The sequence below is a fragment of the Chitinophagales bacterium genome, assembly GCA_017303835.1.
In the GTDB taxonomy this organism is placed as follows: Bacteria; Bacteroidota; Bacteroidia; order Chitinophagales; family Chitinophagaceae; genus JAFLBI01.
This window is the reverse complement of record JAFLBI010000001.1, coordinates 509,312-521,490: the sequence shown is the minus strand read 5'-3', so window position 1 is coordinate 521,490 and position 12,179 is coordinate 509,312. Positions and strand designations below refer to the sequence as shown.

The 12,179-nt window shown below is 41.0% G+C and carries 10 protein-coding genes; 4 read left to right on the top strand and 6 right to left on the bottom strand.

What is annotated here, in order from left to right; genetic code table 11:
• Window positions 1–11: 11 nt before the first annotated feature.
• From J0L83_02305 to J0L83_02290, 4 genes are read right to left on the bottom strand one after another with little or no spacing between them, the layout of a single operon-like run.
• A complete protein-coding gene (locus tag J0L83_02305) occupies window positions 12–1,274 on the bottom strand; it encodes a TolC family protein (protein MBN8663375.1) in 1,263 nt (420 codons plus the stop codon).
• 1 nt (window position 1,275) lies between these two features.
• Window positions 1,276–1,965, bottom strand: a complete 690-nt coding sequence (locus J0L83_02300; GenBank protein ID MBN8663374.1) for a TetR/AcrR family transcriptional regulator — start codon at window positions 1,963–1,965, stop codon at window positions 1,276–1,278.
• Window positions 1,966–1,999: 34 nt separating this feature from the next.
• A complete protein-coding gene (locus J0L83_02295) occupies window positions 2,000–2,407 on the bottom strand; it encodes a hypothetical protein (GenBank protein MBN8663373.1) in 408 nt (135 codons plus the stop codon).
• A gap of 55 nt (window positions 2,408–2,462) precedes the next feature.
• Entirely contained in the window at window positions 2,463–3,620 is a 1,158-nt protein-coding gene (locus J0L83_02290) for a homogentisate 1,2-dioxygenase (protein MBN8663372.1), read from the bottom strand.
• Window positions 3,621–3,867: 247 nt separating this feature from the next.
• On the opposite strand from J0L83_02290, the gene J0L83_02285 reads away from it, so the two are divergent.
• Together J0L83_02285 and J0L83_02280 are read left to right on the top strand one after the other, a co-directional pair.
• A complete protein-coding gene (locus J0L83_02285; protein MBN8663371.1) occupies window positions 3,868–4,365 on the top strand; it encodes a metallophosphoesterase family protein in 498 nt (165 codons plus the stop codon).
• Between the two features lie 72 nt (window positions 4,366–4,437).
• On the top strand, window positions 4,438–8,778 hold the full coding sequence (locus J0L83_02280) for a PAS domain S-box protein (GenBank protein MBN8663370.1): 4,341 nt from the start codon (window positions 4,438–4,440) through the stop codon (window positions 8,776–8,778).
• 47 nt (window positions 8,779–8,825) lie between these two features.
• On the opposite strand, the gene J0L83_02275 is transcribed toward J0L83_02280, so the two are convergent.
• Window positions 8,826–9,260 (bottom strand): hypothetical protein, encoded by a 435-nt coding sequence (locus tag J0L83_02275; GenBank protein ID MBN8663369.1) that lies wholly within the window; start codon window positions 9,258–9,260, stop codon window positions 8,826–8,828.
• Between the two features lie 123 nt (window positions 9,261–9,383).
• Window positions 9,384–10,457 carry a PD40 domain-containing protein gene (locus J0L83_02270; GenBank protein ID MBN8663368.1) on the bottom strand — a complete coding sequence of 358 codons (1,074 nt, stop codon included), beginning with the start codon at window positions 10,455–10,457 and terminating at the stop codon, window positions 9,384–9,386.
• A gap of 92 nt (window positions 10,458–10,549) precedes the next feature.
• Here J0L83_02270 and J0L83_02265 point away from each other — a divergent pair, with 92 nt between their 5' ends.
• Both J0L83_02265 and J0L83_02260 read left to right on the top strand, forming a co-directional pair.
• Entirely contained in the window at window positions 10,550–11,359 is an 810-nt protein-coding gene (locus tag J0L83_02265) for a tetratricopeptide repeat protein (protein MBN8663367.1), read from the top strand.
• Window positions 11,360–11,408: 49 nt separating this feature from the next.
• Window positions 11,409–12,059, top strand: a complete 651-nt coding sequence (locus J0L83_02260) for a ribulose-phosphate 3-epimerase (protein ID MBN8663366.1) — start codon at window positions 11,409–11,411, stop codon at window positions 12,057–12,059.
• Window positions 12,060–12,179: the final 120 nt, after the last annotated feature.

The following is a 12,179-nucleotide window of genomic DNA, read 5'->3' as shown; positions in this document are numbered from 1 at the left end:
AGTTGATATCATTATTTTCCTGAAATAGTATTGTATTGAATAATTGCTTGCAATAATTGCATTTCATGAATCAAGGCGTTCTGCCTGGCCTGATCTTCTGCCTGCACTTCACGCACATAGTCAGCCGGCGTGATCAAACCATTCTCTAATTGTGCAGCAGCTGTTTCTTTTACTTTGACGCGCAACCCAATCAGCTGTTGATCGGTTGACAATAACTGCTTGTATTTATTTATTTCTGCCAACTGCTGACGTAAAGCAGCATTGGTTTGTAACATGAACTGATCTTTCTGCACTTCATTCATTCTGCTGCTGATGCGGGTCAACTCCTTCTCCTGTTTATTGGTGTACAAGCTGGAGATAGACCACTGCAAGCGCAAACCAGTGGTATAGAAAAAAGCAAACTCATTTTTGAGCATGTTTAAACCCGGTCTGCCATAACCACCTTGTGCAAAAGCACTCAGTTTTGGCGCCGCTTTTTGATCCACCAACTTGTTTTGTAATTGGTACACACTATCCTGCAGCATGAAATAAGTTAATTCAGGTCTGCTGATGTCAGCTGCAGCAATCTGTTCTTCTGGCTTTAGCAATTGATACTGCACACTTGTAGTATCTCCCATCCATACAGCCAACACATCCAGCAAACCCTGCTTACTAAAACTGATTTCAATTGCTCTTTGCTGATTGCGAATTAACTCTGCTTCAATACTTGCCTGAGCCGCTTTTACTGCTGTACCATTACTTACTTGCGCTTTGATTCGACTAAGCCCCGCCTGTAGATCTTTCTCCACAATTGCCGTTTGTCCCAACTGATATTCCAGCAACAAAGCCCCCAGGTAAATCTGATTAATCCGTTCGCGCAGTTTTTGCAATTCTATTGCTACTTGCTGGCTAGCGATTTTTTCACCCAAATGCTGCAAGGATTGCTGCTGTCTGATAACACCACCATCATAAATCAACTGATTTACATCCAGCAAAGCACGGTACTGATCCTTACTCAAAGGATCCACAGTAATATTGGGCAGTTTAATCGGCAACTGTGTTACTTCTGACTGATAGGTTGCCTGCGCGCCAAGCGATACTTGCGGCAATAAATTTTTTTGCAGGTTAGACACATTTAACTGTGCCTGTTGCTGCGCCAATGCTTTTTGTCTGAGTAAGGGATAATTGGCTGCAGCTCTAGCTTGCGCTTCTTCCAGTTTTAATATGGACTGCGCTTCTATACTACAAGCTATCAGCACGCCAAACAATATCCAAGTAAATTGTTTTTGATACATATCAGGGACGAATTGATCTGAGTATAAAATCTGCAACTTCTTTTTTCCTAGCCTTCAGCAGCTTTTCATATTGCACATCGGGAATCTGGTTAATGGTTTGAAACAGCGGCCGCGCAATAAAAGGAAACAAGCACAATGCCATCACATTTAACATCAATTGCAAGGGCTCAATAGGTATAATCTCCCCACGTTTAGCCGCATCCTTAATATCCTGACGCACTTTATCGAAAGGGAGCTGTTGCATATTGGCTAAAAAGTGCTTTTTCACAATAGAATCTGCCCCACTATGCATCTCACCTAACACAAACATGGGCAGGAAGGGATTGGCTAAAGCCATACTGATATAGACATCAATAAAAGCACGCAATTTTTCTTCGAAAACAGTATCAGCGCCAAAAATACCAGCAACCCTGGGCATCATCTGCCCGAATGCCTGCTGAAAGATCACTTCATGCAAGTTCTCTTTGCTTCGGAAATAATAATGTAACAAAGCTTTGTTGATACCTGCTTCATCCGCAATATCCTGCATGCGCGCACCGGCCATGCCCTTCTGAAAGAACACCCTTTTCGCTGCATCTAATATCCTTTGCTCTGTACTGGAATCTTTTTCTATTTTAACCACTTGATTTAACCATTTGGTTAACAAAGTTTGCAAAACGATTCCGATATGGCCAAAAAAAATATCAGGCATGGCCTGATATTTTTTTAAAGCATTACTTATCAATCTAATGAACTGGTTCTGCAGTAAGGTGCACCTTGGTCATATCATGGTAATGATTCTGCAATTCGTGGATATACTGAATTGCAGGATGATGTCTCCTGTCTTCCCGGTACCAGATATCCATGCCGCTGAAATCATCCGCCTTATTGATCACAATACGAAATGCTCCTTTTTTGTATTTCACAGCCCCATCATCAAACACTTCTTTGTCGAAATGCATGGCAGTGAGTTCTGCATCGTTGATAGGAATAGGATGTAAGTAATCTGTTTCGAACCAGAATTCCTGTACATCGGTTTGCAGGCAAACCTGCTTTTCATCTCCGTTTAGACGAACCACCTCTCCCCTCCACATTTTTCCTTCGTACTCACCCATCAGGTAATCGCCCACTTGAATGTTGTTGAATTTGATCATATGGCTTTGGGTTTTGATGGTATAATTTAGGAAAAACTATGGAAAGACCAAGGCTTTATTCTGCCCAGCTCATGGTATATCCCGGATTTTCAATTTCCAAAGCCTGCTTGGTCAGCATCAATGGATGGAAAGTATCCACCATCACTGCCAATTCCTGAGTTTCCTTTTTTCCTATACTTTTTTCTACTGCTCCAGGATGTGGACCATGTGGGATGCCAGCCGGATGCAGGGTAATCATTCCTCTTGTTACATTCTTACGGCTCATAAAATCACCATCCACATAGTAAAGCACTTCATCGCTGTCGATATTGCTATGGTTATATGGTGCAGGAATGGCCTGAGGATGATAATCATACAATCTGGGCACAAAGCTGCAGACAACGAAGTTGTGTGCTTCAAATGTCTGATGCACGGGAGGTGGTTGGTGAACGCGACCGGTAATGGGTTCAAAATCATGAATACTGAAAGCAAAAGGATAACAGCACCCATCCCAGCCCACTACATCGAATGGATGATGCGCATAATGCAGGCCATACATTACACCTTTCTTCTTTGTTTTGATGACAAAATCACCGTTTTCATCAAATGTTTTCAAATCCTTTGGAGCCCGAATATCCCTTTCACAGAAAGGTGAATGTTCCAGCAACTGACCGTACTTACTCATGTAGCGCTTAGGATAACGAATCGGGCTGAAGCTTTCTACAATAAACAAACGGTTATGCTCATCGGCAAAACTGATCTGATAAATAGTACCACGAGGAATCACCAGATAATCGCCGTAACCAAAAGCTAATTCCCCATACTGTGTATGCAGCACACCACTACCCTCATGCACAAAAATCATTTCATCTGCATCAGCATTCTTGTAGAAATAATGCTGCATGCTTTGCTGAGGGGCTGCCAATACAATATGACAATCATTATTCACAAGAACAGGAATACGACTAGTTAAAAAATCTTTTGCGGGTTTGATATTAAACCCTTCAAAGCTTCTGTGCTTGAGCATTTTTTCTTCAGCTACCTGAGGCGCTACACTATATGGTTCATCTGTATGAATGATTTGTGTTGGCGGATGGCAATGATAGAGAATAGAATAATCATTGCTGAATCCTTCGGTAGAGAACAATTGTTCACTGTATAATTGTCCGTCTGGTTTTCTGAATTGCGTATGACGTTTGTGAGGCAGATTGCCCAAACTATAATAATGAGGCATGGTTCAATGATTGAATGAGTGGATGATAGAATGATAGAATAGATGATAGAATATTTGTATGCATGCGAGTGTAGCGAGTAATGAATGGTTACCCGTTACAACTACATCAGCAAAGACAATTCAAGTGTAGCCAGCAGGAACACATATTTCCAGCGGCGCTTATCAATCCAGTACGTAAAGTTTCTGCAGAGTGGCATGGCCGAATCGCTTAATTTGGCAATCGTAGCGTAAAAATAGGGCAAAACACATGACCAGCATTGGACTGATTTCAGACACACATGGCCACTTGAGCGATCAGGTCTTTCCATTCTTCCAGCATTGTGATGAAATTTGGCATGCCGGTGATATTGGTAATCTGGAATTACTGGAGCAACTAAGGGCTTTCAAACCAGTGAGAGCTGTTTATGGCAATATCGACGGACAAGATATCAGAAGTGTAACAACTGAAGATCTTGTATGGCATTGCGAAGCAGTAAAAGTGTTTATGACCCATATCGGTGGTAAGCCACCTAAATACAATCCTACAGCAAGAAAACTACTAGCCCTCCACCAACCCCAATTGTTCATTACAGGACATTCACACATTTTAAATATCCAGTATGATCATGCTCAGTCCTGTTTATTCATGAACCCTGGTGCAGCAGGTAAACAAGGCTGGCATCAGGTAGCAACCCTTGTCAGGTTTAAGATTGATGGCAATGAAATTCAACATTGCGAGATCAAAGAATACAAAAAAAGCGGTTGATGCTTTTTTCTGACATTAATCATATAACATATAATTCCTTGTTATTAAATTGACATTGCTATATTTCTGAATATGTCAAAGCCCGCTACCAATAAAGCAGTAAAGCCAGCCAAAAACATTGCAACCAATAACGACTTATACCTAATTGCAATTGGCGCATCTGCGGGAGGATTAGAAGCATTACAAGAGTTTTTATCTAACCTACCCTCCGACCTCAATAATTTTGCCATTATTATTGCCCAGCACATGAGTCCCACACACAAAAGCATGCTGGTGCAATTGCTTAGCAGAGAAACCCAACTGAGTGTATCAGAAGCCATACACGGGGAACTTATAGAATCAAAGAAAGTCTACATCACGCCACCTGATAAGGATATCGCTATAGTAGGCAATTTCATAGAACTGCGTAAAACCTTGATGCCAACAGGCCCCAAACCATGCGTGGATGTCTTATTCCAATCTATGGCATCATCTGTAGGGCTGCACAGTGTTGGCATAATTTTATCAGGCACCGGTACAGATGGCGCAGCAGGTATCAAAGTGTTAAAAGAAGCTGGAGCACTCACCATAGTGCAAGAGCCGCATACAGCAAAGTACAATGGCATGCCCTTGGCCGCAATTGAGACTGGCATGGTAGACCTAGTGTTGGCACCCGATAAAATGGGTGAAGAAATTCGAGAAGCCATGTTAAACCCGGGAGCCAAAAGGGTAATTGTAAACAGCATACCAGACGATAATACTCCTCTCGGAAAAATATTCAGAATACTTTCTGAAAGAGCTGGAACAGATTTCTCAAACTATAAGCCATCCACTATCTGCAGAAGACTGGAAAAGCGATTTGTGGCTTTGAAGATTTCAAACATAGAGGACTATGTTGACTATTTGCTGAAAACGCCAGGAGAGGCAGAAGCTTTATTCAACAGTATTCTCATTGGCGTTACCTCATTTTTCAGGGATCATGACGCCTATATGGCTATTCAGCCCATTCTTGAAAAGATCATTACCAGTAAAAAGACGGGCGACAACATACGTATCTGGGTACCTGGGTGTGCCACGGGCGAAGAAGCTTACAGCATTGCCCTTTTGCTGACTGATTTACTCAAGCATCGAGTGCATGAATTCAATATCCAGATTTTCGCAACAGACATAGATGAAGAAGCCATTGCACATGCTAGAAAAGCAGTGTATGATGAACAAAGTGTAAAGGGTCTACCCGCTCAATACATCAAGGGTTATTTTATACGGAGAGGTGATAAATATGAGTTGATTAAACCCATCCGATCATTGGTTTTATTTTCAAGACATGACCTTGTCAGCAATCCACCATTCTTGAAATTAGATTTGCTCAGCTGCAGAAACCTGCTGATCTATTTTGGCGCTGGATTGCAAAAACATATTATACCAGTTTTCCATTATGCTTTAAACCCCAACGGGTACCTCTTCCTTGGAAAATCAGAAACCGTTGGACAATACAGTGATCTGTTTTCTACGCTTGACGGTAAAAGCAAACTGTTTCAGCGAAAGATTGGGAACGCATTGCATACAATTAAGCTCAGTTCTTTTAAAACCGGCAGATTACCACATCAACCAGTAATCAATAAGCCGCAGAAAAATGAAACCAGCATACCAGATCTGATTAAAGAAACATTGTACATTAATTACGATCACCCTTATGTATTGGTTAATGACAGTTTTGACATCATAGAGATTTATGGCAATGTTCAAAATTTCCTGAGCCTGCCTGCTGGCAGTATGAATGTCAATATCCTGAAAATGATTCGTCAGGATTTACTCATCGAGCTACGTTCGCTGCTCGCAAAATCAAACAAAGAAGGTAATGAGTGTAAAAGCGGTATCAAAAAAATCAAGAACGGAGAAAAAGACAGCTATATACGCCTTATCATAAAACCCTTACTTTCTGCCGGAGACCAAAATAAACTATCGCTTGTCATCTTTGAAGAAATGGACATGGAAGACATGACCATTTATACAGAAAAAACAGGCATTGAATCCAGCGAAGTAAGCTCAGGCAGAATCAAGGAACTAGAACATGAGCTTGCTGCCACCAAAGAGCACTTACAGACCTATATCGAAGAACTGGAGACCACCAATGAAGAATTGCAGTCGCTAAATGAGGAAATGCAATCCACAAATGAAGAGCTGCAATCCTCCAATGAAGAATTGGAAACAACCAATGAGGAACTACAGTCAACCAATGAAGAAATTCAGATTGCTTATGCGGAATTAAAAACCAATAACGAAGAATTAAGCTTAAAAGAGCGCTTGTTAGAGAATGCGAGAAAGAACATGCAGGCATTGCTGAAAAACACTTTACAGTCTTTCATTCTCATTGACCACACCTACACCATCATAGATTTTAATGAAGAAGCCACAAAACTGGTGACCCGAACAGGCAAAAACAACCTGCATAAAGAGCACTCAATCATTGATTACATACCTGCCGAATTATTACCCGACTTTATTGAAAACTTTAAGAAATGTCTGCTTGGCCAGAACATCAATACCCAATACATATTCAAAGAAAAAGAGAGTGAAAAGCCAATTCACTTAATGGTGAATTTCACACCGGTTCTGGATCAACAACAAGAAATCTCGGTTATTTCCGTTGGACTACTAGATGTCACGAAAGATATTGACACCTTTAACAAACTAGCTTCAGCCGAAATGATGCTGAAGTCAATTTTCGATGGTGCTGGCATGGGGATATGTGTTGTTGACAATAATGATAAACTAATAAAAATTAACCCACAATTCTGTGAAATATTTGGCTATGAAGAAGCAGAATTGATAGGTACAAATTTTACGCACTTACTACCAGACGAATTGCGAGAAAAAGCTGCTGCATTTAACAAGAGCAGCATGAGCGATAAAGATGGGATACCAAACTTATGGACTGCACTTAGAAAAAATAACACGCTGGTAGATGTATTTCTAACAACAAAATTATTTGTTGGCGAAAATGGAGAAACCCTTAGGGTTGTTACAGTCACAGATATCACAGAAAAACGGAAAAAAGAGCGTTTATACGAAGAAGCTGCACGCCTTGCAAAAATCGGCGCATGGGAATTAGATTTGACTACTAACCAGCTTTTCTGGTCAGAAATGGTTAAGGAAATTCATGAAGTAAGTCCCAGCTTTTCACCAGAATTAGACACTGCAGTAAACTTCTACAAAGAAGGGCTTTCCAGAATCATGATTCGACAGGCTATTGAAAAGGCGGTACAGCAACAAGAAGAATTTGATCTGGAACTTCAAATCATTACAGGCAAGGGGAAAGAACTGTGGGTAAGAGCTATCGGCCAACCGATTGTTGCCAATGGCAGTACCATCAAACTAGTAGGTGTATTCCAGAATATCCATTCAGTGAAATCAATACAGGCAGACCTAAGAATCTTTTCACAAATGGTTGAGCAGAGCCCCTCCTCTATTGTGGTAACCGACACGAATGGCAGCATACAATATGTAAATCCAGCTTTTTGTCATACGACAGGTTATTCAGATATGGAAGTCGTTGGAAAAAATCCGCGTGTACTCAAATCAGGTAAAACACCAGACAGCACCTATGCAGAAATGTGGCATGATCTGAAAGCTGGAAAAACATGGAGCGGCATTCTCTGCAATAAGAAAAAGAATGGCGACCTGTATTGGGAATCTGCTTCCATTGCACCAATCATCAACAATGAAGGAAAGACGGTAAGCTATGTTGCCATTAAGGAAAATATCACCGAAAAGGTATTACTGGAAAAACAGCTGAAAGAAGAACAAAGCGAATTCCAGAAAAAGATGACCGATGCCATTATTGCCGCACAGGAAAAAGAAAGAACGCAAATAGGCAGAGAATTACACGATAATATCAATCAGCTTTTAGCGAGTGCAAAGATGTTCTTGAAATTCTCTCGCAATGATGAAGAAAGCTATCAGCAAACAGAGCAGATATTGCAAAATGCGATTGATGAGATTAGAAAGCTCTCACACTTACTGGTATTACCTTCCGTAATCAACTCCAAACTCTCAGAAACAATCGACACAATCGTTTACGAACTGAAGGGCAATACAGAAATTCAAATACATAAGGACATTATCAATTTTGACGACTATGATGTTTCGCACAACCTAAAGATGAACATCTACCGCATCATTCAAATTCAACTCAATAATATTTACAAGCACGCAAAAGCAAGCAATATCTGGATTTCCATTATCCACCATGAATCGTCTAAAACCATTGACATTAATATCAAAGATGATGGCATTGGCTTTGATACCAAGAAACGAACAAGTGGTATTGGTTTGCTCAATATGCGCACAAGAGCATCTCTATTTGATGGACGGGTTGATATTTCTTCCTCACCAGGTAAAGGTTGCGAAGTGAAAGTCACCTTAAACACATAAGAAAAGGGCACCAATTGGTGCCCTTTTGATTTATTTAAAAACTCCGATTACATACCAGGAAACAAGGGGCGTGCAATAGCCTCACGGAATGGCCAAGGCATCATCAACAAGATCAGCAATAATGCCAGAGAAAAATACAGCTTTGCTTTTTTCGTATCAGCATCACGCTTTACTCTACCATGGCCCAGTGTAATCAAAACAATAGCGATTACCATACCGGTAATATGTTCCACAGCCCAATACCTAGCAGCTGCATTCTTCATCACCTGACCCATACCGGCAGCTTTTAAAGTAGCCATTCCAAGATCGCCGGCAATGTATTGGTATAAGCCAATTACCAGCATCAAGTGTGCACTGATCATCAGATAGAGACTCAGCTTAACATTCTTTTTTCCACCGAAAACATTTACCAGATTAACTATCAGGAGTATGAGGATAATCCACCTGAGCAAGTTGTGCAAATGAAGGATTCCGTTGTACATATGATTTGATTTGTTTACTGCAATATTACAAGCTTAGCAGCAACAGACAAATTCCTTGCCTTGCATAAAAAAAGCCCTCAGCTATAAATTGCCGGGGCTTTCAATGATAGCTGCTGCAACTAATTAATCTACCCAATCAGCAAGAAAGAGATTGGTATCCCTTGTGCCGCCATTGTTTCTGTTAGAAGCGAAAATGATTTTTTTGCCATCAGGACTGAACATAGGGAAAGCATCAAACCCCTTATCGCGGCTGATCTTTACCATTCCCTTTCCATCTAGGTCTACCATATACATGTTAAAGGGAAATCCACGCTTGTATTCATGATTGCTGCAAAAAATGATATGCTTTGAATCAGGTGTAAAATTTGGCGCCCAGTTTGCCTGCCCCAATTCAGTGATCTGCTTGGCATTGCTACCATCTGCATCAGCTACCCAAACTTCCATATTCGTAGGTGCCACCATGCCATCTTTCAACAATTCCTGATACTCCTTAATTGCTTCCGGCGTTTTAGGTCTGCTGGCTCTCCAGACAATCTTTTTCCCGTCTGGGCTAAACCACGCACCACCATCATAACCCAATGCAGTTGTGATTCTTTTTTCTTTACCTGTTTTCAAATCCATTACATACAACTCTAAATCGCCATCCTTATCACTGCAATAAATCATTTTCTTACCATCAGGAGAAAGTGTTGCTTCTGCATCATAACCTTTGGCTGTTGTGAGCTTCTTCACAATCTTACCGGAAGTATCAGCCATGAAAATATCATAGGTATTGTACAGCGGCCATATATAACGATTGCCATATTTGTTCCTATCTGGCACTGGCGGACAATCATTACCCCCATCATGTGTTGAAGCGTAAATGATATGCTTACCATCAGGAAGGAAATATGCACAAGTAGTTCTACCCTTTCCTGTACTCACCAATCGATATGTAAAAGGTTCATTAGGAGATTGTGGCACTTTACCGATAAAAATCTGGTCGCACTGCAATCCCTCTTTAGGGTTGGTTCTTTGAAAAATGACATATTTACCATCATAGCTCCAATAAGCTTCGGCATTATCACCACCGAAAGTGAGCTGACGAACATTCTTAAAATGCTTTTCAGCTGCATATTGCAAGGAGTCTGAGCCTTGCGCTTGCACCAATGAAACAAGCATCAGAAAGCTGATCGTCAAAAGGGTTTTTACACGCATGTTTTGTTAATTATGCGGCAAAAATAGCCGCCTCAACAGGTTTTTAGGTCAGATTTTTGTCACACCACTAACCACTCCCCTAATTTTAAGGCATGAAAAGATGGATTTTGTATTGCACACTCACTTTAGCAGCCTGCCAGAATAGTTCAGTAGAAGCTGAAAAAAAGAGCAATAAAACAAAGATTGAAAATCAGGATCCGCAAGTGGCTGCTTTTGAAAAATTATTGCAACAATTTCCAGACAGCAATGAAATTAGGGCTCAATATGTCCAATACTTAGACAGTACAGCACAATATCCGAAAGCGCTGGAGCAGTCAGCAATCTTATTACGCTCAGACTCCCTAAATGCAGGATTATGGTTTTTCACCGCAGGCTTAGCCGAAAAAGCAAAAGACACTGGGCTGGCGATAAAAGCTTATATCAACTCACTCAAAATTTACAACAAGAATCCTGAAGCATTATTATACTTGGCACATTTACTTGCTGAGCAGAAAAACCCATCCTGCCTTGACCTGTGCAAGGAGCTGGATCAACTGAGAATTGGACAGCCCTACTACACCCATGCCAACTTTATTCGTGGTTTGTTTTACGCAAGAACCGGTAAACCAGAAGCAGCAAAGCAGTTTTTTCAATCCTGCATCAATACAGATTTCCGATATACACGTGCACATCTTGAGATGGTATTCCTTGATTACGATCAGGGCAAGTATCCTGAAGCGTTGGCCTACATAACGAAAGTGCAGCCTTTGATTCCAACAGATCCTGATTTATTTTACTGGAGAGCCAAATGCGAGGAACAAGCTGGGCAAAAAGATGCGGCTATCAAACACTATGAAGCTGCGCTACTGATAGATCCAAAAATGACTCAGGCAAGTGAAGCTTTGGACAGATTGAAAAAATAAATACTGCTTCAAGTAGGACCAATTAATTTTGCGTTTTAAATATGCTCCCATGGCCCTGATTGCCCCATCCTTACTGAGTGCGAATTTTCTTCAACTGGAAGCCGATTGTCAGATGCTGAATAAAAGCGAAGCTGACTGGTTTCATTTGGATGTGATGGATGGACGATTTGTACCCAATATTAGTTTTGGATTGCCTGTGATTGAGCATATCAGAAAAGCCACCACAAAAATCTGCGATGTACACCTGATGATTCTGGAGCCTGGTCAATATGCAGAAGCTTTCAAAAAAGCAGGTGCCGATATACTTACGGTGCATGTTGAAGCTTGCCCACATCTACACAGAAATATTCAGCAAATCAAATCGCTGGGCATGAAAGCAGGTGTGGCAGTAAATCCACACACACCCGTATCCGGCCTTGAAGACATTATACAGGATATTGACCTTGTTTGTCTGATGAGTGTGAACCCAGGTTTTGGCGGCCAACAATTCATCCCGCACACACTGCAAAAAATCAAATCGCTGAAAGCCCTGATTCAGCAAACAGGCTCCAGTGCATTAATTGAAATAGACGGAGGAGTTACTTTAGACAATGCTGCATCCATCATAGCTGCCGGTGCAGACGTATTGGTTGCCGGTAATACTGTTTTCAAATCGGCGGATCCTGTTGCAACCATTGCTACACTCAAAAAAATCGGTTAACCAAAACTTCATATTGCAGCAATGCAAACGGGGTAAAGCTTTCTGCTTTATTTCCACATTTGTGTATAATCTGTATTAGGAAATACGTAAGTGAAAAGATTAAATTTGGTTAGGTTAGTA

What these genes read in the sequence shown, in the direction of transcription:
- J0L83_02285 (MBN8663371.1), top strand. Translation starts at nt 3,868, where the DNA reads ATGACCAGCATTGGACTGATTTCAGACACACATGGCCACTTGAGCGAT.
- J0L83_02275 (MBN8663369.1), bottom strand. Translation starts at nt 9,260, where the DNA reads ATGTACAACGGAATCCTTCATTTGCACAACTTGCTCAGGTGGATTATC.
- J0L83_02290 (MBN8663372.1), bottom strand. Translation starts at nt 3,620, where the DNA reads ATGCCTCATTATTATAGTTTGGGCAATCTGCCTCACAAACGTCATACG.
- J0L83_02280 (MBN8663370.1), top strand. Translation starts at nt 4,438, where the DNA reads ATGTCAAAGCCCGCTACCAATAAAGCAGTAAAGCCAGCCAAAAACATT.
- J0L83_02270 (MBN8663368.1), bottom strand. Translation starts at nt 10,457, where the DNA reads ATGCGTGTAAAAACCCTTTTGACGATCAGCTTTCTGATGCTTGTTTCA.
- J0L83_02300 (MBN8663374.1), bottom strand. Translation starts at nt 1,965, where the DNA reads ATGCCTGATATTTTTTTTGGCCATATCGGAATCGTTTTGCAAACTTTG.
- J0L83_02265 (MBN8663367.1), top strand. Translation starts at nt 10,550, where the DNA reads ATGAAAAGATGGATTTTGTATTGCACACTCACTTTAGCAGCCTGCCAG.
- J0L83_02305 (MBN8663375.1), bottom strand. Translation starts at nt 1,274, where the DNA reads ATGTATCAAAAACAATTTACTTGGATATTGTTTGGCGTGCTGATAGCT.
- J0L83_02295 (MBN8663373.1), bottom strand. Translation starts at nt 2,407, where the DNA reads ATGATCAAATTCAACAACATTCAAGTGGGCGATTACCTGATGGGTGAG.
- J0L83_02260 (MBN8663366.1), top strand. Translation starts at nt 11,409, where the DNA reads ATGGCCCTGATTGCCCCATCCTTACTGAGTGCGAATTTTCTTCAACTG.